Source organism: Rhizobium sp. BK275 (genome assembly GCF_014193555.1).
Taxonomy (GTDB): Bacteria; Pseudomonadota; Alphaproteobacteria; order Rhizobiales; family Rhizobiaceae; genus Rhizobium.
Map to the genome: position 1 here is coordinate 1 of NZ_JACHZL010000009.1, position 25,305 is coordinate 25,305.

Below are 25,305 nucleotides of genomic sequence, written 5' to 3' on the forward strand. Positions count from 1 at the left end.
CTCGACGCCGCCACCCAGCAGAACGCCGCCATGGCCGAAGAGACCACGGCATCGGCCGAAACGCTGGCTGCCGACACCGACGAACTGCTCGGCCTCATCAGGGGCTTCCGCGTCGGCAACGCTGCGGCGGCTCCCGCCATGCATCAAGGGCGCCGCGCCGCATAAACGGGGCGCAGACGTCAGGCCTTTTCATCACCAAAGCATTAGCGGCCGCCGGATGTAAATCCGGCGGTCGTGTTCTTTTCCGGGAAGATGTCGGAAAGCGCTATATACTGGGCGCTGCATCGGAAATGCAGGCCCGGAACCAGCGCTGCGCTGGATGTGCATCATTGCGCCGATGCCATGACAGGACAAAAGGGATGCTGTCGAGCGAGATAGGCGGCTCCAGCAAGGCGAGCTCGTCCGAATGACCCGAAGCCGCCACGACACCGGCCATCAAGGTGGCGATCATGTTGGAGCGGGCAATCAGCAGCGGTGCGGCACACATATTCGGAAGGGTCAGCGCGAGCCGTCGCTGATGCCCTTTTTTCGCCAGCGCTGCATCGACATGGCCGAAGCGCTCGTTCTCTGGCGAGACGAGCAGATGCGGAAGAGCCAGAAATGCATCGAGATTGAGCGCGCTCCTTGCAGCTGGATGACCCTTCCTGACGATACAGACGAAACGCTCCTCGAACAGAGGCTGGGTCAGAATGCGTCCTGTTTTCGTTGCGGGCACGCCGACCGTAGCATCAACTTCTCCCGAATCCAGCAGGTCGATGGCGTCGTCACGCGCACTGAAATTCCTGACCTGCAATGTCGTGGCCGGAGCCGCCTTGGCGAGAAGAGTAACGAGCTGCGGGAGAAGCGCGAAAGTCGGATGGTCGGAAAGGCCGATCGTGAAGGTGGCGGACGAGGTCGAGGGATCGAACGCCTGCGTAAAAGCAAGCGTGCGCTGGATTTCGGCAAGGGCGCGCGACAAGGGTTCGGCGAGATCAAGCGCCCGTGGTGTCGGCTGCAACCCCTGCGGCCCGCGCACCAGCAACTCATCCTTGAGAAGGTTGCGCAACCGGGCCAAAGCAGCGCTCATCGCCGGCTGTGTTCGGCCGATGCGAATGCCGGCCTTCGTCACGCTCCGTTCCTTCATGAGCGCGTCGAAGGCGACAATCAGATTGAGATCGATACCGTGCAAATCCATGGCATGGATGAATGCATATACTTCATATCAATTTCAAGCATGTTCCCGATGCCGCTAGGTTTGCTTTGTCACAACACAAACCGGGCAGGAGTTCATCATGCCATTTGCAAACTACAAGTTTCCCGAGGGTACTCTGACGGCAGAGCAGAAGGAGGACATCATCCTCCGCACGACTGCCATGTTCGTCGACTTTTTCGGCGAAGGCGTTCGCCCGTACACCATGGTTCTCGTCGATGAAGTCATCGACGGCGGCTATGGCCGCGCCGGCGAGACGCTCACGATCGCCAAGATGCGAAAGGAGCGATGAGCGCAAAAGCAAATTGGGGCCGAAAGGCCCCATTTGTTTGTTGCCCGCCTCAACCGGCGATCTTCGAGAAGTCCGCCACCGTTCCGGTCGCCGCGCGGATCATCCGCAGCAGTGCGAGACGGTTGGCGCGGATGGCGGCATCCTCGTCATTGACGAGCACGTCGGTGAAGAAGCGGTCGACCGGTGCGCGAAGCTTCGAGAGCGCTTCCATGGCCGAGCGGAAGTCTTCATGCGCAACCGCGCCGGCAGCTTCCGACGAAGCCTTAGTGATGGCGGCGAACAGTTCGTTCTCGGCGTCAAGCTTCAGCAATGCCTCGGAAACGCCATCGGCGACAACCGTGCCCTTCTTCTCCTCGGCGGCCAGAAGCTGCGTGGCACGCTTGGTGCCGGCAAGCAGGTTGATGCCGTCTTCCGAGGTGATGAAGGCCGTCAGCGCCTCGACACGGCGGGCGACCATCAGGAGATCGTCGGATTCCGGCGTCAGCACGGCATCGATGAGGTCGTGGCGAGCGCCCTGATCGCGTAGATAGACCTTCAGGCGATCGTGGAAGAACGAGAGCAGGTCGAACTGACGCGACAGGTCGTCTGCGTCAACACTTGCGCCGATATCGGAATCGATCCGCTGCATATGAGAGACGATGCGCGGCAGCAGCGTCACCCGGACGCGCTGTTCGAGCAGGATGCGGATGATGCCGAGGGCCGCGCGGCGCAACGCAAACGGGTCCTTCGAGCCTGTCGGCTTCTCGTCGATCGACCAGAAGCCGATGAGCGTATCAAGCTTGTCGGCAAGCGCTACTGATATCGCCGCCCTGTCCTCGGGCACGCGGTCCGACGGACCCTGAGGCTTATAGTGATCTTCGATGGCCGTCGAAACGGAGACGTCTTCGCCCTGCAGAGCAGCATATTTACGGCCCATGACGCCCTGCAGTTCCGGGAATTCGCCAACGGCCTCGGTGCGCAGGTCTGCCTTGCAGAGAACGACGGCGCGGTCCACGACCTTATAGTCGGCGCTGGCAGGCATGGCGATCTTGGCGGCCAGCGCCCGGATGCGCTCGACGCGGTCACCCTGCGTGCCGAGCTTGGCATGGAAGGTCACGTTGAGCGCATCGAGCTTTGCCATGCGCTGGTCGAGCGGCTTGGCAAGGTCGAGGCCAAATTTCTTGGCGGATGCTTCCAGCGTTTCGAGGTCCGGCAGGTTGCCCTGGTCGCGCTTCCAGAAATGCAACGCGTCCGAAAGTCGGGCGCGCACGACCTTGCCGTTGCCGTGAATAATTTCCTTGCCGCCATCCGTCGCCTGGATGTTGGAGACGAGGATGAATTTGTTCGAAAGCGTCTCCTCGCCCTGTTTGCGGGTGACAAAGCACTTCTGGTTCGTCTTGATCGTCAGGCGGATGATCTCCGAGGGGATCGAGAGATAATCCGCATCGAAGGAGCCCATCAGCACCTGCGGCCATTCCACGAGGCCGGACACCTCTTCCAGCAGACCTTCGTCTTCCACCAGTTCCAGTCCGCTGGCGAAAGCGATGTCGCGCGCGTCATGCAGGATGATGTTCTTGCGCCGCTCCGCGTCGAGAATGACTTTCGCCTTCTCAAGGCTCGAGACATAGTCGTCGAAGCGCTTGACGGTAATGGCATCGGGCGCGTGGAAGCGATGGCCATAGGTCACGTTGGAAGCGATGATACCGTCGATCTCGAAGGGGATGACGACGGTTTCTTCATGCTCGCTGCCGAAGGTGCAGACGATCGATTGCAGTGGGCGAACCCAACGCAGCGAACCCGGCTGCGAGGAGGCCTTGCCCCAGCGCATCGACTTCGGCCACGGAAAATCCTTGATGATGCCGGGCATGACTTCGGCGATGATCTCTTCGGCGGCTCTGCCTGGCTTGGAGATGACGGCGACGTAGAAATCGCCCTTCTTCGGATCGCTGACGATCTGCGCTTCGGAAACCGAGGACAGGCCGGCGCCGCGCAGGAAGCCTTCGATCGCCTTCTCGTTGGCGTCGGTGCGCGGCCCCTTGCGTTCTTCGCGGATGTCGGCGGAGCGGGCGGTCAGCCCGTGAATGTCGAGCGTCAGGCGGCGCGGCGTCCAGTATTCACGTGCGCCCTCATAGGTCAGTCCTGCTTCCACCAGGGCATCGGTGAGGAGCTTCTTGAGATCGCCGGCGGCCTTGCGCTGCATGCGGGCGGGGATCTCTTCGGAGCGAAGTTCGAGAAGCAGGTTCGGCATGGTACTCTTTTCCTAGCGCCCGTAGGGCAGGGCGATCCAAAATGGTCGCCTCTGCTACCAAAGAATGCCGCATCTGCACAACCGCAAAAACAGGAAGAGGAACGCTCAATTGCGCCTCAATCACGCCGCTTGAATCGGCAAGAACGTTGCCTTCGACTGTGGAAAGCGGCGGCGGGCATTGCCTTGTCGCTTTTCGCCGCTATGGTCCGCCAACCCTAATAAACTGCAGGAAATCTCATGGCCGCTGACCTTCGTTCGCTCGCAGCAAGCATCTCCGCCGAAATCAATGCCCGGCCCGATCAGGCGAAGGCTGCGATCGAGCTGCTGGACGAGGGAGCGACAGTGCCGTTCATCGCGCGCTACCGCAAGGAAATGACGGGCGGCCTTGACGATACGCAGCTGCGCACGCTGGCCGAACGCCTCGTATACCTACGCGAGCTCGAAGCCCGCCGTGATGCGATCATCGGTTCGATCAATGGTCAGGACAAGATGACCGCGGAACTGATGGGCAAGCTCAGTGCTGCCACGACCAAGGCCGAGCTGGAAGACCTCTACCTGCCCTACAAGCCGAAGCGTCGCACCCGTGCCGAAATCGCCCGCGAGCGCGGCCTCGGTCCGCTTGCCGAAGCAATCCTTGCCGATCGCAGCAAGGAGCCGGCCACACTTGCGGAAGCCTATATCACCGCCGATGTGCCTGACGTGAAGACGGCCCTCGACGGTGCCCGCGACATCGTCGCCGAAGGTTTTGCCGAAAATGCCGATCTGCTCGGCAAGCTGCGTGCCCATATGCGCAATGCCGCGCTTCTCAAGGCGAAGGTCGTTGAAGGCAAGGAAGCGACCGGCGAAAAGTTCTCCGACTATTTCGATCATTCCGAACGCTGGGCAACCGCCCCCGGCCACCGTGCGCTTGCCATGCTGCGCGGCTGGAACGAGGAAGTGCTGACGCTGACGATCGATGCCGATGCCGAGATTGCCTCGCCGAACAAGCCGGTCGAGCGCATGATCGCCGCTGCTTACGAGATCGGCACAAGCCGTCCGGGCGATCGCTGGCTGATGGATGTCGCGAGCTGGACCTGGCGCGTGAAGCTCTCCATGTCGCTCTCGCTCGACCTGATGCGCGAACTGCGCGAAAGGGCCGAGGAAGAAGCGATCCACGTCTTTGCCCGCAATCTCAAGGATCTGCTTTTGGCAGCCCCCGCCGGCTCGCGCGCCACGATGGGCCTCGATCCGGGCATCCGCACCGGCGTCAAGGTCGCGATCATCGATGGCACCGGCAAGCTGCTCGATACGACCACGGTCTATCCGTTCCCGCCGAAGAATGACGTGCGCGGCACGCAGGCCGAGCTCGCTTCCCTCATTCGCAAGCACAATGTTGAGTTGATCGCGATCGGCAACGGCACGGGCAGCCGCGAGACTGAAAAGCTGGTGGCCGATATGCTGACGGCTCTTCCGGCGCCAAAGCCCACCAAGGTCATCGTCTCTGAAGCCGGCGCCTCCGTCTACTCGGCTTCGGAAACCGCTGCTGCAGAATTCCCGCAGCTCGACGTATCGCTGCGCGGCGCCGTCTCCATCGCGCGGCGCCTGCAGGATCCGCTCGCCGAGCTCGTCAAGATCGAGCCGAAGTCGATCGGCGTCGGCCAGTACCAGCACGACGTCGATCAGACGAAGCTCTCACGCTCGCTCGATGCGGTCGTCGAAGACGCCGTGAATGCCGTCGGCGTCGATCTCAACACGGCGTCTGCGCCGCTGCTTTCGCGCGTTTCCGGCCTTGGCCGCTCGATTGCCGATGCGATCGTGCTGCATCGAGACCAGAATGGCGCCTTTGAAAGCCGTAAGGACCTGTTGAAGGTGGCCCGCCTCGGGCAGCGCACCTTCGAACAGGCGGCCGGCTTCCTGCGCATCCCCAATGGCAAGGAGCCCCTCGATGCCTCCTCGGTGCATCCGGAAGCCTATGGCGTAGCGAAGAAGATTGTTGCTGCCTGCGGCCGTGACCTCCGCTCGCTGATGGGCGATAGCGTCACCCTGAAGGCGCTCGACCCGCGCAAGTTCATCGACGAGAAGTTCGGCCTGCCGACCGTCAAGGATATCATCGCCGAGCTGGATAAGCCGGGCCGCGACCCGCGCCCGAGCTTCAAGACTGCGACTTTTGCGGAGGGCATTGATGAGATCAGCGACCTGAAGCCCGGCATGGTGCTGGAAGGCACCGTCACCAATGTCGCGGCCTTCGGCGCCTTCGTCGATATCGGCGTGCATCAGGATGGCCTGGTCCACGTCTCCCAGCTTGCCGACCGCTTCATCAAGGACCCTCACGAAATCGTGAAGGCGGGCGACGTCGTCAAGGTTCGCGTCGTCGAAGTCGATGTGAAGCGCAAGCGCATCGGCCTTTCCATGCGCAAAGATGACGGCGCTCCGGCGGGTTCTCCGCGCGGTGAGTCGCGCGCAAATACCGGCCCGCGTCCGCAGCAGGATCGCAAGCCCGCGCCGCCAAAGCCGCAGAGCCAGGGTGCGTTCGGTGCGGCGCTCGCCGAAGCCATGAAGCGAAAATAAGGGCTTAGCCCTCAAGTTTGCAAAAATGTCACAGTTTGGCAATTGAATCTGCGGAGTGCTAAATCCGGCGCTTGTAAGGCAGAAGAGAGCTATTAAGTTGATGTGACCATCCTGTCACATTTGCGAGGCGTCCATGGCGTCGGCATTCTTATCGATTGTCCAAAAAATTGTCCGAAAGGGTTCTTTGGCCCTTACTCTTGCCAATGGCGAGACCCACACGATTGGCGACGGCACCGGGGAATTGGTTGCCGTTCGTCTTGCCGATCAGGAAGCCGAGGATGCGATCCGTCGCGATCCGACGCTGAAGCTCGGCGAAATGTATATGGAAGGCCGGTTCATTCTCGAACAGGGTGACATCTACGACTTCCTCGCCCTAGTGAAGCAGAATACCACCAATGAGATCTTCGATTTCAAGATGGCTGCCCTGCTGATCGGCCGCATTGCCATGCAACAGCTCAAGAGCCGCATGCCGATCAATCACAACAAGCGTAATGTCGCCCATCATTACGACCTCTCCGAAAAGCTCTTCGAACTCTTCCTCGACGAGGACTGGCAGTATTCCTGCGCTTATTTCGATCCGCCTAATATCAGCCTGGAAGAGGCGCAGGTCGCCAAGAAGCGCCACATCGCGGCAAAGCTCATGCCGCAGCCGAACCAGCGCGTGCTGGAAATCGGTTCGGGCTGGGGCGGCATGGCCATGTATCTGGCGGAATCGACGCCCGGCCTCGATGTCACCGGTATCACGCTCAGCGAAGAGCAGCTGAAGATCTCACGCGAACGAGCGGAGAAGCGCGGTCTTGCCGATCGTGTCCGTTTCGAACTGCAGGATTATCGCTACCTCACGGGTAAGAAGTTTGACCGCATCGTCTCGGTCGGCATGTTCGAACATGTTGGCATCGGCAATTATCCCAACTTCTTCAAAAAGGTGTACGAGCTGTTGGATGACAACGGCGTCATGCTGCTGCATTCGATCGCGCGTCCGAAGCCGAGTTTTGCGACCAACGCCTTCATCGAGAAGTACATCTTCCCGCAGGGCTACATTCCCTCGATTGCAGAAACGCTGGTGCCGCTCGAAAAGGCGGGGTTGCTGACCCGCGACGTCGAGGTGCTGCCCCTGCACTACGCCTACACTCTGCGCCACTGGCGTGAGCGCTTCGTCGCCCGCAAGGCCGAAGCCGTGGCGCTTTACGACGAGAAGTTCTTCCGCATGTGGGAATTCTATCTGGCCGGCTCCGAAATGGGCTTCCGCTGGGACGAGCTTTTCATCGAGCAAATCCAGATCACTAAGAATCAGTTCGCGACACCTGATAACCGCAATTACATTGCGCAGAACGAGGTGAAGCTTCGGGAATTCGAGGCGACGCGTCCACCCCTGGAGAAGTTCACCTTCTGATATCGAAAGCGCGGTCCAACCGCGCTTTTTCTTTTTTGGAGAGACGGATATGAGCGCATTTCCTGAAATCACCCTCGTGCGCCACGGCGAGACGGCATGGTCGCTGTCCGGTCAGCATACCGGCCGGACCGATATTCCGCTCACCGCCAATGGCGAAGCTGCGGCCCGCGCGCTTGCTTCGCGGCTTGCGGGTCTTTCCGTCTCCGCGGTCTGGTCGAGCCCTTCGCAGCGAGCCCGCAACACCTGCGCGCTCTCGGGTTTCGGGGAAGGGGCGATCATCAAGCCCGATCTCGCGGAATGGGACTATGGCGCTTACGAAGGCATCACGACCAAGGAAATCCTCTCGAAGCGCCCCGGCTGGCAGCTTTTCCGCGATGGTTGCCCGGATGGCGAAGCAGCAGCCGATGTCGGCGCCCGTGCCGATCGCATCATCGCGGAGCTTCGGCAGATCGATGCGCCGGTCCTGATCTTTTCGAGCTCGCATTTCCTGCGTGTGCTCGGCGCCCGCTGGCTCGGCCTGCCGGCGGAAGATGGCTCCCGTTTCAGTCTGGATACGACGAGCATCAGCGTTCTCGGCTACGAGCACGATCTGACCGAACCGGTCATTCGCTGCTGGAACCAGAGGTAATTTCACATCCCTTCGATCTCGCCGCCGTGGTTAAGATTGAGGTAACACCCTCGCCGTAAATGTACCGATCGCCGCCGTCCGCGGCCGTTCTTGTATTGTGTTTTCTGGAGTGCGGATGTGTTTAATCGATCTGTCGTATCGATCTCTTTAGCTATTGCCCTTGTTTCTTTCGGCACCGCCTCCGCTCAGGAAGGCGGCCACTGGTGGTCCGGTGACTGGTATCTGAAGGTCGGCGTATCAGGCTTTTCCGCTCCGAAGTTCGAGGGTGCGTCGAGCAATGAATTCAAGTTCAGCCCGCTGATCTCGGTCGGCCGTCAGGGCGCCGGCCCGCGCTTTTCCTCGCGCAACGATAATCCCTCCTTCGCGTTGACCGACAACGGCGGCTTCCGCGCCGGTATCGTCGGCCGCTATGTGCCTGAGCGTGACGAAGACGACGACAGCGATCTGCGCGGTTTGAAGAAAGTGAAGTGGGGCGCCGAAGTCGGTGGCTTCGCCGAAGTCTATCCGACCGATTGGCTGCGTGCCCGCGCCGACGTGCGCCAGGGTATCCGCTCCCATGACGGCCTCGTGGCCGACGTGGCGCTCGATGCCTTCACCGATATCGCGCCCGACCTGCAACTGTCAGGCGGCCCGCGTGCCACTTTTGCAACGAGCGGCTATTTCCATTCCTACTACGGCGTCAATGAAGCGCAGTCGGCTGCAAGCGGGCTGAAGCCTTACGATCCCTCGGGCGGCATCCAGTCCTACGGTGCCGGCACTGCGCTCACCTGGAACGCGACGGAGAATCTGTCGACGAGTGCCTTCGCGGAATACAGGCGCCTCGCCGGTCCGGCGGCTGACAGCAGCCTCGTGCGCGAGCGTGGTTCCAAGAACCAGTTCCTGATCGGTATGTCCGCGAGCTACAAGTTCAATTTCACGCTGAACTGATCCGGCTGCGTGGTCGTGCCTTGACCATGGAGCCCAGCCGTCGCTAGATGGTTCCATGCAACAGATTGATGGTCTCAACGGGCGCGTTGCCGATGCGCCCTCGGATAATTGGGTTTACCGCATCCTGCCGCCCTGGCTGTGGCCCTATGCACAGCTGGCGCGCTGGGACCGGCCGATCGGCTGGCAGCTTCTCATGTGGCCGTGCTTCTGGTCGGCGACGCTCGCCGCTAATGCGGCAATCGAGCCGCGCGTCTTTTCCGGCGCCCTGCTGCTCTATCATCTGTTCCTGTATTTCATCGGCGCGGTTGCCATGCGCGGCGCCGGCTGCACCTATAATGACCTTGTCGACCACGAGATCGACATGCAGGTGGCGCGCACCCGCTCGCGCCCGTTGCCCTCGGGTCGCGTGACGCGACGGCAAGCGAAAATTTTCATCGGCCTGCAAGCGCTGGTCGGACTGTTCGTATTGTTGCAGTTCAATTGGTTTGCTGTGCTGCTCGGGGTGCTGTCGCTCGGTATCGTGGCGCTTTATCCCTTTGCCAAGCGCTTTACCGACTGGCCGCAATTCTTCCTCGGTCTCGCCTTTTCTTGGGGTGCGCTCATGGGTTGGGCGGGGATTTTCGGCAGTCTGGCCTTCTCGGCCGTCCTCCTTTATGCCGCTTCCGTCGTCTGGACGATCGGTTACGACACGATCTACGCCCACCAGGACAAGGAGGATGACGAGCTGATAGGGGTTCGTTCCACCGCCCGGCTGTTCGGCGACCGCACGCGCCTGGCGCTGATCGGCCTCTATGGTCTGACGCTCGTATTGATGTTCCTGTCCTTCGCACTTGCTGGCGTCGGACTTCTCGCCTTCATCGGCCTGCTGATCGCGGCCGGCATGTTTGCCTGGCAGATCAGGACGCTCGATATCAATGACGGCGCCCAGTGCCTGGCGCTCTTCAAATCGAACACTCGCGTCGGGCTGATTATCTTCCTTGGCCTGTTCGTTTCGCTGCTGTTCGCCATTCCCTGACCGCGAAATGAAAAAACCCGGCGCGACGGCCGGGTTTCGGGATCGGTTCTGAAGAGAACGCTCAGTTGCGGGCGATGATTTCCTTGCCCTCGATCTTCATAATGACACCGAGCTTGCCGGTCGTGCGGCGCACGAGGAAGCGCGGGCGACGGTTTGCGAAATAGGAATGGCGACGGCGCGGCTTCATTTCGCTGGTGCGCAGGCCGCCGAGATGCTCCTCGAGCGGGCGGGCGACGCCGTCGGCTTCCACCATCAGCATCGGAATGCCGAAGGCTTCCGACCAGCTGCGCCAGTCGGCGGCGATATCGCCGAGATCATGGGCGACGAGCAGCGGAATGCAGAGTTCCGGATCTTCATGGTGCAGTTCGAGCGTAACGGTGACGTCTCCGTCGCCGTGGTCGATGGCGCGGGCCGCAACGCCCTTGAAAACCCGCCGCGGCAGGGCGATGGAGAGCGGCAGGCCGCTGGAGGGGAGAACTTTGCGCAGGACCGCGCCGCGTTCGTCGATCGTTATGCTGACGTCACCGGCATCGTCGTGGATGGCATAGCTTACCTGCTGCGGAAAGCGAGACGGATCAAGACGCAATGTCGTGCCAGCCCAGACGGGCTTCAGAACGGTATTCTTCATTTCATTTCTACCCTTGTCTTACCTGAGAGCCGGTTTCCGGTCTTCTCCTTGGGACTTTTCGTCCTCTATGGCCCGACAATAGGCGGCCCCCGTTCCGTACAGCTTAAAAATTGCGGTTAAAGAAATCCTGCCTCCGGGAATGGTTAGCAAAACTGAATATGGCAGGGTTTCCAGATGGTGAACGCGCCCGTGTCTTAAAGCGGGACAGCTTCAGGTAAGTCTCGGGTAAGTTTTGCGTGGCAAAATGCTCGCACCAATGGTCCGTCATTCTTTAAAGACTTTGCTGAAAAGGGCGCATTTATGATCACGGCATCCCTGGCATACACCATTCTGTCTCGCGATATGCCTAAGAGCCTCGACCGCGTCGCCAATCAGGCGCAGGTTAAGAAAGACGCCCAATATTACGCCGACAACATCAACAAGGTGAAGGACGTCGACGACTTCCTTGGCGACTACAAGCTCTACAGCTACGCCATGAAAGCCTACGGTCTCGACGACATGATCTATGCCAAGGCCTTCATGAAGAAGGTCCTGCAGAGCGATCTCACGGACGCAAACAGCTTCGCCAATAAGCTCTCTGACACGCGTTACAAGGAATTTGCCGCCGCCTTCAATTTCAACGCGCCGCCCAAGGATATTCAGACGGACGCGCAGGAAGACGATCTGATCGGCCTCTACAAGCAGTCCTTTGCCAATGCGGCACAACAGACTGCCACAGAGACGAAATATTACAGCGCGCAGATGGACGATGTGAAGACCGTCCAGGACTTCGTCGGCAATTCCCGTCTCCTGAATTACGCGTTGAAGAGTGTCGGCATCGACCCGACCTACATGTCGAAGGACTATATTGCTGGTGTCCTGACCACCGACATCAGCAAGCTTGGTGGCAAGGCGCCTGATGCGAGCGATCCAACTTACGATCCGACCAAGACATATGTCGGCGACAAGCTCTATGCGCTCGCCCAGCAATTCAACTTCAAACCCGACAATGGCGACACACAGTATTTCCGCGACAATATCGGTTCGGTGCAGTCGGTCGACGACCTTCTAGCCGATCCGCGCCTGCGCACGGTGGCGCTGCAGTCCGTCGGCATCGATCCGGCAACGGCCGATAACGCTTTCATCAAGATGGTGCTGACAAGCGATCCGGCCACCCTCGGCGGCGATGCGCCGCTCAACAACCCCGATCCGTCGCTCAACTATGTCGGCGACAAATACAAGGAACTTCGTTCCTATTTCAACTTCAACGCCGATGGTTCGGTCAGTGGTTCGGCGCAGAATTCCGGCCAGACCGACTCGGTCGCGGAACTATACGCCTTCCGCGCTCCCGTAGTCGGCGCCGCCCAGACTGCGACGCAGAAGAACAACGTCATCGAACAGTATAACATCAAGACTGCAACGCAGATCGTCGACCGCGACGGCACGGCGAGCGATGTGTACTATACCAGCGCGGTGATGTCCGATCTCAACAAGAGCTACTATCTGTCCAAGATCGGCACGATCACCAATGTCGATCAATTGGTCAGTGACAAGCGGCTTGCAGACTATGTTCGCTCCGCGTTCGGCATGGATCCGGGCTTTACGCAGCTGAAAAACGTCTTGACCGATCCTGCCTATGCCCGTTCGGTCGATTTGGGAGACGCCTACGAGGCCTTCAATTTCAAGTCCGACGGTACGGTCTCTCCGACGGAGCGCGCGCAGTCCTATGACCAGTTGACGGGCATAGTGAGTGGCGCGACGAACGTCTCGAGCTACTTCTTGAACATGATGATGCCGCCGGGTGGTGTCAGCCCGATCGACAATGTCGACGAACTGCTTTCCGACAAGATGTTGACCTCCTATATCAAGGATGCCTATGGCCTCGGTCAGGATTTCAGCAATGCCGAACTGAAGAACATCCTGACGGATTCCGCTTATGCGGCTACCGCAGGCCATCAGAACATCCATGATGCCTTCAATTTCAACGCGGATGGCTCGGTCACCTTTCAGACGCAGCCGAATGGCAGTGTTGTCGGCGCCCAGAATATCACGCAGCTTCAGGGCATCAACCAGCTCGCCTCAAACAACTCTTCCTATTACCAGACGAAGGTCAGCGATCTCTCCAATAACGGCTCGACTGCGGCCGTCGACGTGTTCCTTGCCGACAGCAAGCTGGTCAGCTTCCTCCGTTCCAGCATGCAGATCGGTAATGATATCAGCGACAGCACGCTTCGCGGCATTCTGACCGATCCGACGGTCGCGGCTGCCCAGGGCTACAGCGACGTCTATCAGCTCTTCAATTTCCACCAGGATGGCACGGTCGCCCAAAACACCCTGTCGCAGAACGCCGGCCAGGTGGCCGCGATGACGAATAAAGCAGACGACGCCGCCACCTATTACGGCAGCACGATGTCTTCGATCACCAGCGTCGATCAGTTGCTGGGCGACCAGAAGCTCAACAGTTACATCCGTTATGCCTTCAGTATTCCGACGAGCGTTACGGATACCGATTTGCGCAACATTCTCATCGATCAGAGCGACACCGGACTCTATGCCAATGTGAAGGCGGCGTTCAATTTCGCGGCGGACGGCACTGTCACTCCCGGTTGGGCGCAGACCTCCGCACAGATGGCTTCTGTGAATTCGGCGGCTAACGCGCGGGAACAGGGCGTTCTGGACCGGATGGGCGACGTCAATGATGTCGATCAGCTCCTCGCTGACTCGTCCCTGACGGATTATCTGAAGATGGCCTATGGCCTGGTCTACGACACGAGCAGCGCCGAGTTGAGGAATATCCTCACCGACCCGGCCCATGCCGCTTCCGTCGGCCAAAGCGATCTCAACGCTGCCTTCAATTTCGCGGCCGACGGTTCGCTGCCGACCTCGACGACCGCTCAGACCGGTGAGCAGACGATCAACACGGCAGATAATTACGGCGCTCGCGCCAACAATCAGGGCGATGATCTCATTGACCGCATCATCGCGAACTACAAGTCGCGAATGGACGACGCCAAGGGCGTAAAGAACATCAATGATTTCATGAAAACCAACGCCACCGCCGATACGCTCCTCGGCAACGACTCCTATCCGGATCTTTATCAGATGGCGCTGCAGGCTTATGGCCTGACGACGAACGACGTTTCGCGCTCCACCATGCGCAAGCTGCTTGCAAGCGACCCCTATGATCCGAAGGGATATGTCGCATCCTTCAAGGACGACCGCATCACCAAGATGGTGCGCGCGTTCAACTTCGGTGCTGACGGTAAGGCTGCCGAGCCCCTGTCGGCTCTTTCCGCCGCCACGATGGCGAAATATGCGACCGATTATAAGTCGCATGCGACCATGCTCATGAAAGACGGTCCCGCAAAGGACCGCGCTTCCAAGGATGCCACCAAGGAAGTGGATTATTTCGGCAAGACCATACCAACCGTAACGTCGCTCGACAATTTCCTGGCCGACAAACGCCTGACGGATCTCGTGCTGAAAGCAAACGGTCTCGATCCGAAGAAGTATGACAAGGATACGCTGAAGAAGATCTTCACCTCCGATCCTGATGACAAGAAGAGCTATCTCAACACTACGGCTGACGCGCGCTTCAAGGAGATCGTCGCTTCCTTCAATTTCGACAAGGACGGCAACCTGACACGCGCCAAGATGGGTACGATCCAGGACAAGCAGGCCGAGGCGAGTACGCAGCAGCAATATGTGCAGATGACCCTGGAAACCCAGGAGGGCGAAAAGAATGATGGCGTTCGCCTGGCGCTCTATTTCAAGCGAAAGGCTGGTGACGTCACCTCGCTCTACCAGATCCTCGGCGACAAGGCGCTCTATCAGGTCGTCCAGACGACTTATAGCCTGCCGGCGCAGATTTCGTCGATGGACGTGGCCAAGCAGGTCGATCTTCTCGGCCGTTTCGTGAAGCTCGAGGACCTGCAGGATCCCAAGAAGATCGACAAGCTCGTCAAGCGCTTCACGGCCATGTACGACATCAAGAACAACACGCAGCAGTCGCCGGCGCTTCAGCTCCTGACCGGCGGCACCGGCTAGGCGTCGTCGTTGCTTTGATAATGGTGTGAGCCTCCCAGAGCCTACAGCATCGGGCTTTCCGAAAATCGGAATCGATTTTCGGAAAGCCCGATGCGTCGATTCAAAGAGTTAGAGCGTCCTTTGTGCGTCCGAATGGACGCACGGCGCTCTAGGAAAGGCTCTAGAGGCTCACCACCTTGTCCGGGTTCATGATGCCGGCCGGATCGAAGGCGCGCTTGATGCGGCGCATCAGCTCCATCTCGATATCAGGCCGGATCGACGCCAGCTCATCACGCTTCAGTTGACCGATACCGTGCTCGGCGGAGATCGATCCGCCATGGGCAAGCACCAGCCCGTGCACGATATGGTTCATTTCGTGCCAGCGGGCGATGAAGGCATCCTTGTCGGCACCAACAGGCTGCGAGATGTTGTAGTGGATATTGCCGTCGCCCATATGGCCGAAGGCGCAGATGCGTGCGCCGGGCATTGCCGACATCACCGCCTCTCCAGCCTCGTTCATGAAGTGCGGGATCTTCGAAACCGGCACGGAAACATCGTGCTTGATCGAGCCGCCCTCCGGCTTCTGGGCCTCCGACATGCTTTCGCGCATATGCCAGAGTGCCTTCTGCTGTGCGACGGAGGAGGCGATTGCCGCATCCTGAACAAGTCCCGCTTCGAAACCCTGTTCCAGCACGGCATTCATCATTCGCTCGGCCGTTTCAGCGGAATCCGAGGTAGAGATATCGACCAGCACATACCAGTCATGCGGCGTCTCCAGCGGATCGCGCACGCCGTCGATATTGCGCGCGGTGATCTCGACGCCGAAGCGTGGCATCAGCTCGAAGCCGGTGAGAGAAGCGCCGCAGAGGCTGGAGGCAAGATTGAAGAAGGCGAGCGCATCCTCGACAGACGAAAGCCCTGCAAAGGCCACCTGATGGCCGAGCGGCTGCGGGAAGAGCTTCAGCACCGCACCGGTGATGATGCCGAGCGTGCCCTCCGCGCCGATGAAGAGATCGCGCAGGTCATAGCCCGTATTGTCCTTCTTCAGGCGGCGGAGCCCGTCCCAGATTTCGCCCGTCGGCAGTACGACTTCGAGGCCGAGGCAGAGCTGGCGCATATTGCCATAGGCAAGAACCGCGGTTCCGCCGGCATTGGTGGAAAGGTTTCCGCCGATGCGGCAGGACCCTTCGGAGCCGAGCGACAGCGGAAACAGCCGGCCATGCGCCTCGGCGGCCTTCTGCACCTCGGCAAGGATCGCGCCGCCATCGGCGACCAGCACGTTGGCGACCGGATCGACATCGCGGATCTTGTTCATGCGTTCGAGCGACAGAATGACATCCGCCTTGCCTTCGCGCGGCGTCTGCCCGCCGACGAGGCCGGTATTGCCCGTCTGCGGCACGATTGCGGTACCGGTCTCGGTGGCAAGCTTCATGATCGCGGAGACTTCCTCGACCGAACCGGGTTTCAGCAGGAGAGGGGAGGAGCCGTGATAGAGGCCGCGGTTCTCGATGAGGTGCGGCGCGAGATCGGCTTCGCTGCGAAGCGCATATTTCTCGCCGACGATGGCCGTGAAACGCTCGATGATATCAGGCGAAATGCTTGTGCTGCTCATGGAGCCCGGTCCCTCTTCCTCACTCGCGCGGTGCCGCCGCGCGCCGCAATCGATCGTTGATCGCCTCTCCAAGCCCCTCGTCGGGGATCGGTGAAAAGGCGATCATGGCCGCGCCGCTGGCATCGGCCTTCTTCATGTAGTCGAAAAGATTGGCGGCCGCCTCCGAGAGATCGCCGCGCGGGCTGAGGTTCAGCGTGATCGCGGCATGCTCGGCGCCTGCCACCGTCTCCGGTCCGAAGGCGATCAGCGCTTCGCCGGGGTGGAGATCGGTGGCATCCAGCCGGACGGCCGCACCCGGCGCGTAATGCGAGGCGAGCATGCCCGGCGCTTCGATCGCCGCGGCAGCCTTCTTTGAACGCAGCAATCGCTTGCCGGTCACCCGCTCGATCTCCTTGGCCGGCAGACCGCCTGGCCGCAACAAGCGAAGTTCGCCGTTCTCGATCTTCACGATCGTCGATTCCACTCCGACTGCACTCGCGCCCGCGTCGAGGATCAGCGGTATCTTTGCGCCGAGATCGGCTTCGACATGGGCAGCACTCGTGGCGCTCACCTTGCCTGATGTATTGGCGCTCGGAGCCGCGAGCGGTCGCCCGAAGGCGCGGATCAGTTCACCCGTAAAGCCTTTCGGTATGCGGATGCCGACGCTGTCGAGGCCCGCGGTCGCCAGCGCATGGATCGTGGTGCCTGATTTCAGCGGCAGGACCAGCGTCAGCGGGCCGGGCCAGAAGGTTTCTGCGAGCGCGCGCGAGATCGGATCGAATTCCGCATAGGTCTCTGCCATCGCAAGATCCGCCATATGGCAGATCAGCGGATTGAAGCGTGGCCGCCCTTTGCTCTCGTAGATGCGGGTGATTGCAGCCGGATTGGTGGCGTCGGCGGCAAGGCCATAGACGGTCTCGGTAGGAATGGCGATAGCAAAGCCTTCGGCAAGTGCCGCGCAGCCGGCTTCGAGCGCCGTCTGCCTGTCCGCCTTGATGTCGATAATGCGTGCCATGTCCTGCCCGGTTTTTACTGCGGCAGTCATTAGGCCTTCCTTGCGACGCGATCAATCCCGTCCAGAACGAGCGGACCAACAGCCGGCGGACCTATAGCTGGCGGATGATCTGGCGAAGCTGCTCGTTGCGGGCGCCGAGCAGAAGGATGTTGCGGATGGCGATCTGCGGATCGTTTGTGCGGAAGAGCAGGCCGTTGCCCCGCACGGAGCGGTCGACCACCATCTTCTCCGGCGTGCTTTCACCCGGCTTGACCGCCACGGCGAAATACATGCGGGAATTCTGTACCGCGATATTGTCGAAGAAATTGTCGTTGTCGCCGATGTCGGAATAGAAGTTGGCGATGTAGAAGGCCCATGCCACTTCGTCGTAGTGGGCGAATTTGGTGCGTGCGGCCGTGACGTGGCAGTAGCCGAGATGCGGGCTGTCGGCCAGCGTCCGGTGGAAGATCATCTTCGGAAACTGGATCGCGCGGTGGAAACCGTTGATGTTCTGGTGGGTTTTTTCACCGGCGGCCTGCAGCTTTCGTGCGGTCTTTTCGGCCACTTCCTCATGTGTGAGATAGCGGCGCTCCTCCGGGAGCCAGTCTTCGCGACGGCGGCTGATACGGCCGGTGCGCAGGAATTCCGAGTGCTTGGCGAAAAGCCGCGGTTCCGTAGGCTTGATCTCTTCCCGCGTGTCGAAATATCGAAGTTTGGCCATGGTTTCCGCAGTCTTCGCTGTGTGGGTCACCGGCAAGGATAGGATTTCGTGCTTAACGCCCTGTTAAAATAGCGCGAAGAAGGCGCGAGAGCCGGGTTTGAGGCCGACATGTCGTAAATACGACAGGATTTTATCTGCGCATTGGATTCGCTTATGTCTGAAGGGCCAGGAAATGTCGCAATTGACGATAATCAAAGGCGAATGAATGTTTCTGAGGACCGCTCGACTCCCTGTCGTCAATTTCGAAGCGGATGTCGCTTTACAACCAAGCGACCGGCATGCTCGGTGCTTAAATAACCCCATGACCAGTTCTCCGGAGGGAGAAGGAAGCGGGCGCGCTTCCGCTGCGGTGCTCGAAAAGAGTAGCAGCCACATGCACAAGGATAGGCAGATGGATATTCGCAGCAACGTTTTGCGCCAGCTCAAGAGCCGCCGCGAGGGTTTCAGTCTCGAACAGCCCTTCTATATTGACGAGGATTATTTCCGTCTGGACATGGAGATGATCTACTATCGCGACTGGCTGTTCATCGGCCATGATTGCGAATTGCCGAAGCCGGGCGCCTACTTCACCGTCCAGATCGGCGATTATCCCGTCGTCATCGTGCGCGGACGCGACAATGTCATTCGCGCCTTCCACAATAGCTGTCGCCACCGCGGCTCGCGTGTCTGCACCAAGGAGCACGGCTCGTCGGTGCGTCTCGTCTGCCCCTATCACCAATGGACCTACGACCTCGACGGCAAGCTCGCCTTCGCCCGCCACATGGGCGATGATTTCGACAAGAGCGGTTACGGCTTGAAGCCGGTTCATTGCGAGATCGTCGCCGGTTACGTCTTCATTTGCCTCGCCAATGTCGCGCCGGACTTCCAGTCAGTACGCGACAAGATCGAGCCTTACATGGCCCCGCATCACATCGGCGAGGCCAAGATCGCCTTCCAGAGCACCATCATCGAGAAGGGCAACTGGAAACTGGTCTGGGAAAATAATCGTGAGTGCTATCACTGCGCCGCAAACCATCCTGAACTCTGCCGCACCTATCCGGAAGCACCGAGCGTGACCGGCACGGACGGTGGCGCTGACGATCCGGAGATTGCCGGCCACTGGGCGCGCTGCGAGGCGGCCGGCCTGCCGAGCAAGTTCCAGATCTCGCCGGACGGACAGTTCCGCACCGCTCGCATGCCGCTGATCGAGGATGCCGAGAGCTACACCATGTCCGGCAAGCCCGCCGTCAAGCGCCCACTCTCCGACGACGTGAAGATCAGCCACATCGGCACCATGTTGCTCTTCCACTATCCGACGACCTGGAACCATCTGCTCGGCGATCACGCCATCTCCTTCCGCGTGCTGCCGCTCAGCGCCAACGAGACGGCCGTGACCACCAAGTGGATCGTCCACAAGGATGCTGTCGAAGGCGTGGATTACAATCTCGAAGACCTGACACATGTCTGGACCGAGACCAACGATCAGGATCGCCGCATCGTCGAAGAGAATGCCTTTGGCATCCGCTCGCCGGCCTATGAGCCCGGTCCTTATTCGACTGCCCACGAAGGCGGCGTCATGCAGTTCCTCGAATGGTATTCGAATTTCATGATCAATCGCCTGCAGGGCGATCAGGCCAAGCTTTCAGTCGTCGCCTGAGAGCGTTCATGACCGGTTAATGTCCGGTTCATTTCACCTCCGGTAGAGATGGAGCGTAAAGGCTGCTTTCGGGTCATTCGGGAACAATTTTCCGTTTTATCCGTTGGTCAGCAGGCTTTTTCGCTCTTGATCGGAGATACGCAATGTTTGGGCTGAGTAAGAAGGTCGCGACTGCGGTTATGGCCGCCGCCGTCGTTGTGACGAGCTTCGTGCCGTCGCAGGCAATTCAGATGCCGGCCGCCCCGCAGGTGGAAAAATCTTCGCCTGTCGAAAACGTCCAATACCGCCGCTACTATGGTGGGGGCTACTACCGGCCCGGTTACTATCCGCGCTACCGTCCGGCCTATCGCCCTGGCTGGTACGGCGGCTACCGCGGCTATTCCTATTATCGCCCGGGTTACCGTCACTATAATGGCTACTGGTATCCGCTGGCAGCCTTCGGTGCCGGCGCGATCATTGGTGGCGCCATCGCCGCACAGCCGCGCTACTATGCACCCGCACCGGCTCCCTCGGGCATCAATCCGAGTCATGTCGCCTGGTGCGAAAACCGCTACCGTTCTTATCGGGCCTATGACAATACGTTCCAGCCCTATAACGGTCCGCGCCAACAGTGCTATTCACCCTATTATTGAGGCGAAGCCAGAGATCGAGATAGAACGCCCGGCCATCGTGCCGGGCGTTTCATTTTAGAGGATGTTTACCCGCTTCAAGAGCCAATAAGCCAAAGCGATGGAGGCGATGATGAGCACCACGGCATATTCCGTACCGTAGTCTCCGACGGCGAAGGGCAGGTTGGCCGTGTTCATGCCGAAGAAGCCGGTCACCAGCGTCGGCGGCAACAGGAAGGCCGTCATGATCGACAGGATATAAAGGTGGCGGTTCGTCTCGGAGGAGAGCTTGGAATCGATTTCTTCGTGCAGCAGCCGTGCCCGGTCCTGCAGCGCATAGACATCATGGTCGACCGTCTCCAGCCGGCTCGTCAATCGCCCGGCAATATCGTCAAAGCCGAAGGGCATTTCATCTTCGTCTGAGGCTGCGGCTCGCCGCATCAGCGCGAGGACCGTGCGCAGGTGGCGGTGCAGGCGCACGATCGTGCGACGGACGGGAGCAAGCCTGCGGCGCTCGTCCCGCGAGGCGCTGTCGTAGACGAAATCCTCGATCAGGTTGAGCTCTTCGGTGAGCTCCATGACGACTGATATCAGCGTGCGCTGGAACTCGGTTACAAGCAGCTCGAAGAGATCGACGGGGCGGGTGAACTTGCCGGGATTCTTCTCGATCATCACACGTGTCCGCTCCACGCTTCTCAACGGCTGCAGGCGTGTGGTGATGATGTACCGGTCGGAAATCGCGAAATGCAGCCAGCCGAGATCGGCCGTGTCCTGATCGAACTCACGCTGGCAGTCCACCAGCGTGCCGTAGAGCATCTGCTCGTCGACAGTCAGAACCGCGTGCGTATCGCGCGTGGTCAGAGCCGACTTGGCGTCATCCATCACGCCGAGCGTGTCGAGCAGGGCGGGTACGCGGGCGTCGGCGAGGTTGAGATGCAGCCAATAGAAACCGTCGTCCGCGGTCAACTCCGCGGCCGTCGCGCTGTTTTGCAGCCGCGCGGCCTTCTTGCTTTTCGGCGAGAAACGGTAGGCCCATACGAGGCCGGGTATGTTGACGGGCAAGGTATCCATTGTTGCCGATCCTCTCGCGAAGGCGATCAATCCTACTAAAGCATGTCGCGCAAAAGTGTGTAGCGGTTTTGCGATAACGACATGCGTCAAAACAAGACCTAAGCGTGGCAGCGGATCTGAAAGATCGCGACACGCTTAGAGATTCTCCATGACGTTTGTTTGTGCAAGTGCACAAGCGAAAAGGCGCTCCCGATCAAGGTTATCGACGGAAACAAAATTGACGTTTACGTAAAAATCAATTAGCTCTTCAAACGGAAGCGCTTGTGCACCGGCTTGGCCGTGCGTAAGCCGAATGCGGAGGAAAATAAGATGTACAAGGCGCCCGTCGAGGAAATCGCGTTCACGCTGAAGCACGTCGCCGGCATGGCAGAAGCGATCGACGGTGGTCTTTTGGGCGATCTTGGTGAAGATCTAGTCGATGCCATCCTTGCCGAGGCGGGACGATTCGCCACGAAGGAAATCGCCCCTCTGGCCGACATCGGCGACCGCCAGGGCGCCCGCCTTTCCAACGGTGAGGTGAAAACGCCGGACGGCTGGCGTGATCTCTATCGCAATTGGGCCGCCGGCGGCTGGAACGGCCTGACCGCACCGGAGGACTTCGGTGGCCAGGCTTTGCCGCACATGCTGAGTGTTGCGGCACTCGAGATGTGGAACTCCGGCTCCATGGCTTTCGCGCTCTGCCCGACGCTGACCATGGGCGCGATCGAGGCCCTGAATGTACATGGCAGTGCCGCCCTCAAGGAAAAATATCTGGCGCGCATGGTGTCTGGTGAATGGACCGGCACGATGAACCTCACGGAACCCCATGCCGGCTCCGATCTCGGCGTGTTGAAAGCGCGCGCCGAACGTTGCGAGGATGGCACTTACCGTCTCTTCGGCCAGAAGATCTTCATCACCTGGGGCGAGCATGACGCGGCAGACAACATCATTCATCTCGTACTCGCCCGCCTGCCGGACGCGCCTGCCGGCACGCGCGGCATCTCGCTCTTCCTCGTGCCGAAATTCCTCGTCAATGAGGACGGCTCGCTGGGTGCCCGCAACGATCTCTATTGCCATTCGCTGGAGCATAAGCTCGGCATCCACGGCTCGCCGACCTGCACGATGATCTATGGCGACGGAAAATTCGGCGATGAGAAGGGGGCGGTCGGCTGGCTGATCGGCGAGGAGAACAAGGGTCTCGCCTGCATGTTCACGATGATGAACAATGCGCGCCTCGCCGTCGGCATGCAGGGTGTGGCGATCTGCGAGGCGGCGACGCAGAAGGCGATCGCCTATGCCAAGGAGCGCACGCAGGGCAGGGCGCCGGGCTGGAGCGGGTCCGGCATGAGCCCAATCATCGACCATCCCGATGTGATCAGGATGCTGCTGACCATGAAGGCGCTGACGCAGGGTTCGCGCGCTATCGCCTATGCCTGCGCCCATGCGATCGACATGGCGCATCGTGCTACGGAACGCCGCGAGGACTGGCAGGAGCGCGCAGCACTGCTGACGCCGATCGCCAAATCCTTTGCGACCGATGCCGGCGTCGATGTCGCCTCTCTTGGCATTCAGGTTCATGGCGGCATGGGCTTCATCGAGGAGACAGGTGCGGCCCGCTATCTGCGCGATGCCCGCATTGCCCCGATCTATGAAGGCACGAACGGCATTCAGGCAATCGATCTCGTCATCCGTAAGCTGCCTTTGTCCGGCGGCGAGCAGGTCAGGGGCTTCATCGCCGAGATGAAGGCGATCGCTGAGGCTGTCTCCAGTTCGAACCTCGAGGGTTTCGGCGCGACGGCCGACAGGCTCGGAGCTGCGCTCGCCGATCTGGAGAAGGCGACAGACTGGCTGCTGGCCCACCTCGCAGAGGGCAAATCGGCAGAGGCCTTGTCCGGCGCCACGCCCTATCAGCGTCTCTTTGGGCTTGCTCTGACCGGCTGCTATCTCGCAAAAGGCGGCCTTGCTCGCGTAGCGGATGGGGCGGGTGAAAGCCGTATCGCGCTCTGCCGCTTCGCCGCCGAGAATCTGCTGTCCGAAACGGCGGCGCTGAAGGACCGTGTCGTCAACGGCGCAGGGAGCCTTGCCGCGGCCCGCGCCGTCCTTGCCTAAGGAGCTGAAAATGAGTGATCCCATCGTCATCGAGCGATCCGCGGAAGATCCGGCCGTCCAGATCATCCGCTTCAACCGGCCGGAAAAGAAGAACGCCTTTACCCGCGACATGTATCGCACGATGACGGATGCCCTGAATGCCGCAAACAGCGATGCCGGGATCAGGGTGACGGTCTTTTTCGGCACCGAAGGCAGCTTCTCGGCCGGCAACGACATCGGCGATTTCCTCGCCGCGGCCATGGGCGGCAGTGTGGGGCTGGAGCTGATCGATTTCCTCTATGCGCTCGTCAATGCCGAAAAGCCTCTCGTCTCGGGCGTCGATGGTCTGGCAATCGGCATCGGCACGACGCTCAACCTGCATTGCGACCTGACGATCGCCTCCGACCGCAGCCAGTTCCGCACGCCCTTCGTCGATCTGGCACTGGTGCCGGAGGCGGGTTCCAGCCTGATCGCTCCGCGTATCATGGGGCACCAGCGCGCCTTCGCCATGCTCGCCGCCGGAGAGGCCTTTACGGCCGAGGATGCGAGGCAAGCCGGTCTCATCTGGAAGGTGACGAGCCCGGAAGAGGTTGAAAAGCAGGCGCTGGCTGCAGCCGCAAAGCTTGCCGCCAAGCCGCCGGAAGCGTTGAAGATCGCCCGCGACCTCGTTCGCGGCCCGCGGGAGGAGGTCATTGCCCGGATCGATGAAGAGGCTCGTCATTTCACCGCCCGCCTGAGAAGTGATGAAGCACGCGCCGCCTTCGAGGCCTTCATGCGCCGCTGAGCCCCTAAAAAGAAGCTATTGGAAGAACGGCATGTCAAGACACACCGACAGCGTCTTCCCTGATCCTGGATAGTTAGGTATTCGCCAAACTATTTATTGACTCCCGTATTGCGTCGCTTATAGTTAGGCATATGCCTAACCAATCGCATGCCCTTGATTTGATGTTTCAGGCTCTGGCGGATCCCGCCCGGCGCAGCATGGTGGATCGGCTCTGCAAGGGGCCGGCTTCCGTTAAGGAACTGGCCGCGCCCCTGTCCATGGCGCTGCCTTCGGTCCTCCAGCATCTGCAGATGCTGGAAGCGAGTGGCCTCGTGCGTTCGGAAAAAACCGGCCGCGTGCGCACCTGCCGGATCGAGCCGCAGGCGCTACGCTCTGCCGAAGCCTGGATCAACGAGCGCCGCACGCTCTGGGAGCGCCGCCTCGACAGGCTGGGCGCATATCTCGATGCCAATCCGGAAATGTCTGACAACCCTGAGAAGCAGAACGAAAAGGAGTAAGATCATGCAGGAAGAGTACAGCACCCTTCATTCCACCTTCTCCGTCGAGCGCACCTATGACGTGCCGGCCCCGCGCGTCTTTGCCGCCTGGTCCGATCCGAAAGCACGCCTGCAGTGGGAGGCGATCGGCGAGGATTTCACCACCACCTATACCGAGAATGATTTCCGCGTCGGCGGCCGCGATATCAGCCGGTTCAATTTCGGCAAGAGCGACGAATATGTCGCCGACGCCCGCTATGAGGATATCGTCAGGGATCGCCGTATCGTCTACGCCTATACGATGTCGCACAATGAGCGGCGCATCTCTTCGTCGCTGACGACCATCAGCCTGACGCCGGTGCCGGAAGGCACGCATGTCGTGGTGACGGAGCAGATCACCATCCTCGACGGTGGCGATAAGGTGGAATACCGCCAGGCCGGTATCGCCGGACAGCTCGATCAGCTCGGCCGCTATCTCGCCGGCGAAAAGGTCGGCTGACGGCTGC

The 25,305-nt window shown here is 60.3% G+C and carries 20 protein-coding genes; 13 read left to right on the forward strand and 7 right to left on the reverse strand.

Going from position 1 to position 25,305, the window contains the following annotated elements:
* Positions 1–265 precede the first annotated feature (265 nt).
* The gene (locus tag FHT82_RS25415) at positions 266–1,174 is read right to left on the reverse strand and encodes a LysR family transcriptional regulator (RefSeq protein ID WP_183735479.1); all 909 of its coding nucleotides are present in this window, start codon (positions 1,172–1,174) and stop codon (positions 266–268) included.
* Between the two features lie 97 nt (positions 1,175–1,271).
* Here FHT82_RS25415 and FHT82_RS25420 point away from each other — a divergent pair, with 97 nt between their 5' ends.
* Positions 1,272–1,481 (forward strand): 4-oxalocrotonate tautomerase family protein, encoded by a 210-nt coding sequence (locus tag FHT82_RS25420; protein WP_183735480.1) that lies wholly within the window; start codon positions 1,272–1,274, stop codon positions 1,479–1,481.
* 49 nt (positions 1,482–1,530) lie between these two features.
* Here FHT82_RS25420 and glyS read toward each other — a convergent pair whose 3' ends face one another.
* Positions 1,531–3,708 carry a glycine--tRNA ligase subunit beta gene (glyS, locus tag FHT82_RS25425; RefSeq protein ID WP_183735481.1) on the reverse strand — a complete coding sequence of 726 codons (2,178 nt, stop codon included), beginning with the start codon at positions 3,706–3,708 and terminating at the stop codon, positions 1,531–1,533.
* Positions 3,709–3,945: 237 nt separating this feature from the next.
* Between glyS and FHT82_RS25430 the strand changes: the two genes are divergently transcribed.
* The 5 genes from FHT82_RS25430 (at position 3,946) to ubiA (ending at position 10,218) form a co-directional block, all read left to right on the forward strand.
* A complete protein-coding gene (locus tag FHT82_RS25430) occupies positions 3,946–6,255 on the forward strand; it encodes a Tex family protein (protein ID WP_183735482.1) in 2,310 nt (769 codons plus the stop codon).
* A gap of 133 nt (positions 6,256–6,388) precedes the next feature.
* Positions 6,389–7,648, forward strand: a complete 1,260-nt coding sequence (locus FHT82_RS25435; protein WP_183735483.1) for a cyclopropane-fatty-acyl-phospholipid synthase family protein — start codon at positions 6,389–6,391, stop codon at positions 7,646–7,648.
* Positions 7,649–7,697: 49 nt separating this feature from the next.
* Positions 7,698–8,276: a histidine phosphatase family protein gene (locus FHT82_RS25440; RefSeq protein WP_183735484.1), complete on the forward strand. Its 579-nt coding sequence runs from the start codon at positions 7,698–7,700 to the stop codon at positions 8,274–8,276.
* Positions 8,277–8,393: 117 nt separating this feature from the next.
* Positions 8,394–9,203 (forward strand): MipA/OmpV family protein, encoded by an 810-nt coding sequence (locus FHT82_RS25445; protein ID WP_183735485.1) that lies wholly within the window; start codon positions 8,394–8,396, stop codon positions 9,201–9,203.
* A 55-nt stretch (positions 9,204–9,258) separates the two neighbouring features.
* Positions 9,259–10,218, forward strand: coding sequence for a 4-hydroxybenzoate octaprenyltransferase (gene ubiA, locus FHT82_RS25450; protein WP_183735486.1), 960 nt, complete (start codon positions 9,259–9,261; stop codon positions 10,216–10,218).
* A 61-nt stretch (positions 10,219–10,279) separates the two neighbouring features.
* Here the strand turns inward: ubiA and FHT82_RS25455 are convergent, their stop codons facing one another.
* Positions 10,280–10,846, reverse strand: coding sequence for a DUF6101 family protein (locus FHT82_RS25455; protein ID WP_183735487.1), 567 nt, complete (start codon positions 10,844–10,846; stop codon positions 10,280–10,282).
* 300 nt (positions 10,847–11,146) lie between these two features.
* On the opposite strand from FHT82_RS25455, the gene FHT82_RS25460 reads away from it, so the two are divergent.
* Complete coding sequence (locus FHT82_RS25460; protein ID WP_183735488.1) at positions 11,147–14,872, forward strand: DUF1217 domain-containing protein; 3,726 nt, start codon at positions 11,147–11,149, stop codon at positions 14,870–14,872.
* 160 nt (positions 14,873–15,032) lie between these two features.
* Here the strand turns inward: FHT82_RS25460 and FHT82_RS25465 are convergent, their stop codons facing one another.
* The 3 genes from FHT82_RS25465 to FHT82_RS25475 all read right to left on the reverse strand — a co-directional run bounded on the left by FHT82_RS25465 (position 15,033) and on the right by FHT82_RS25475 (position 18,157).
* Positions 15,033–16,463 (reverse strand): FAD-binding oxidoreductase, encoded by a 1,431-nt coding sequence (locus FHT82_RS25465; protein WP_183735489.1) that lies wholly within the window; start codon positions 16,461–16,463, stop codon positions 15,033–15,035.
* Between the two features lie 19 nt (positions 16,464–16,482).
* On the reverse strand, positions 16,483–17,457 hold the full coding sequence (locus FHT82_RS25470; protein ID WP_183735758.1) for an L-threonylcarbamoyladenylate synthase: 975 nt from the start codon (positions 17,455–17,457) through the stop codon (positions 16,483–16,485).
* Between the two features lie 91 nt (positions 17,458–17,548).
* Positions 17,549–18,157, reverse strand: a complete 609-nt coding sequence (locus FHT82_RS25475) for a DUF6656 family protein (RefSeq protein ID WP_183735490.1) — start codon at positions 18,155–18,157, stop codon at positions 17,549–17,551.
* 391 nt (positions 18,158–18,548) lie between these two features.
* Here FHT82_RS25475 and FHT82_RS25480 point away from each other — a divergent pair, with 391 nt between their 5' ends.
* On the forward strand, positions 18,549–19,793 hold the full coding sequence (locus FHT82_RS25480) for an aromatic ring-hydroxylating dioxygenase subunit alpha (RefSeq protein WP_183735491.1): 1,245 nt from the start codon (positions 18,549–18,551) through the stop codon (positions 19,791–19,793).
* A gap of 143 nt (positions 19,794–19,936) precedes the next feature.
* Entirely contained in the window at positions 19,937–20,425 is a 489-nt protein-coding gene (locus tag FHT82_RS25485) for a BA14K family protein (protein ID WP_183735492.1), read from the forward strand.
* Positions 20,426–20,479: 54 nt separating this feature from the next.
* On the opposite strand, the gene FHT82_RS25490 is transcribed toward FHT82_RS25485, so the two are convergent.
* A complete protein-coding gene (locus FHT82_RS25490) occupies positions 20,480–21,472 on the reverse strand; it encodes a transporter (protein WP_183735493.1) in 993 nt (330 codons plus the stop codon).
* A gap of 309 nt (positions 21,473–21,781) precedes the next feature.
* Here FHT82_RS25490 and FHT82_RS25495 point away from each other — a divergent pair, with 309 nt between their 5' ends.
* From FHT82_RS25495 to FHT82_RS25510, 4 genes are all read left to right on the forward strand, one after another.
* Positions 21,782–23,560: an acyl-CoA dehydrogenase gene (locus tag FHT82_RS25495; protein WP_183735494.1), complete on the forward strand. Its 1,779-nt coding sequence runs from the start codon at positions 21,782–21,784 to the stop codon at positions 23,558–23,560.
* Positions 23,561–23,570: 10 nt separating this feature from the next.
* Positions 23,571–24,323 (forward strand): crotonase/enoyl-CoA hydratase family protein, encoded by a 753-nt coding sequence (locus FHT82_RS25500; protein WP_183735495.1) that lies wholly within the window; start codon positions 23,571–23,573, stop codon positions 24,321–24,323.
* A gap of 131 nt (positions 24,324–24,454) precedes the next feature.
* Positions 24,455–24,820, forward strand: a complete 366-nt coding sequence (locus tag FHT82_RS25505) for a metalloregulator ArsR/SmtB family transcription factor (protein WP_183735496.1) — start codon at positions 24,455–24,457, stop codon at positions 24,818–24,820.
* Between the two features lie 4 nt (positions 24,821–24,824).
* Complete coding sequence (locus tag FHT82_RS25510) at positions 24,825–25,298, forward strand: SRPBCC family protein (RefSeq protein ID WP_183735497.1); 474 nt, start codon at positions 24,825–24,827, stop codon at positions 25,296–25,298.
* The last annotated feature ends 7 nt before the right edge of the window (positions 25,299–25,305 follow it).

Bases quoted from the DNA above. Each gene is read 5' to 3' on its own strand.
- FHT82_RS25470 (WP_183735758.1), bottom strand. From the start codon at position 17,457: ATGGCACGCATTATCGACATCAAGGCGGACAGGCAGACGGCGCTCGAA.
- FHT82_RS25500 (WP_183735495.1), top strand. From the start codon at position 23,571: ATGAGTGATCCCATCGTCATCGAGCGATCCGCGGAAGATCCGGCCGTC.
- FHT82_RS25415 (WP_183735479.1), bottom strand. From the start codon at position 1,174: ATGGATTTGCACGGTATCGATCTCAATCTGATTGTCGCCTTCGACGCG.
- FHT82_RS25480 (WP_183735491.1), top strand. From the start codon at position 18,549: ATGGATATTCGCAGCAACGTTTTGCGCCAGCTCAAGAGCCGCCGCGAG.
- FHT82_RS25440 (WP_183735484.1), top strand. From the start codon at position 7,698: ATGAGCGCATTTCCTGAAATCACCCTCGTGCGCCACGGCGAGACGGCA.
- FHT82_RS25430 (WP_183735482.1), top strand. From the start codon at position 3,946: ATGGCCGCTGACCTTCGTTCGCTCGCAGCAAGCATCTCCGCCGAAATC.
- ubiA (WP_183735486.1), top strand. From the start codon at position 9,259: ATGCAACAGATTGATGGTCTCAACGGGCGCGTTGCCGATGCGCCCTCG.
- FHT82_RS25465 (WP_183735489.1), bottom strand. From the start codon at position 16,463: ATGAGCAGCACAAGCATTTCGCCTGATATCATCGAGCGTTTCACGGCC.
- FHT82_RS25435 (WP_183735483.1), top strand. From the start codon at position 6,389: ATGGCGTCGGCATTCTTATCGATTGTCCAAAAAATTGTCCGAAAGGGT.
- FHT82_RS25505 (WP_183735496.1), top strand. From the start codon at position 24,455: ATGCCTAACCAATCGCATGCCCTTGATTTGATGTTTCAGGCTCTGGCG.
- FHT82_RS25485 (WP_183735492.1), top strand. From the start codon at position 19,937: ATGTTTGGGCTGAGTAAGAAGGTCGCGACTGCGGTTATGGCCGCCGCC.
- glyS (WP_183735481.1), bottom strand. From the start codon at position 3,708: ATGCCGAACCTGCTTCTCGAACTTCGCTCCGAAGAGATCCCCGCCCGC.
- FHT82_RS25495 (WP_183735494.1), top strand. From the start codon at position 21,782: ATGTACAAGGCGCCCGTCGAGGAAATCGCGTTCACGCTGAAGCACGTC.
- FHT82_RS25475 (WP_183735490.1), bottom strand. From the start codon at position 18,157: ATGGCCAAACTTCGATATTTCGACACGCGGGAAGAGATCAAGCCTACG.
- FHT82_RS25490 (WP_183735493.1), bottom strand. From the start codon at position 21,472: ATGGATACCTTGCCCGTCAACATACCCGGCCTCGTATGGGCCTACCGT.
- FHT82_RS25460 (WP_183735488.1), top strand. From the start codon at position 11,147: ATGATCACGGCATCCCTGGCATACACCATTCTGTCTCGCGATATGCCT.
- FHT82_RS25420 (WP_183735480.1), top strand. From the start codon at position 1,272: ATGCCATTTGCAAACTACAAGTTTCCCGAGGGTACTCTGACGGCAGAG.
- FHT82_RS25510 (WP_183735497.1), top strand. From the start codon at position 24,825: ATGCAGGAAGAGTACAGCACCCTTCATTCCACCTTCTCCGTCGAGCGC.
- FHT82_RS25455 (WP_183735487.1), bottom strand. From the start codon at position 10,846: ATGAAGAATACCGTTCTGAAGCCCGTCTGGGCTGGCACGACATTGCGT.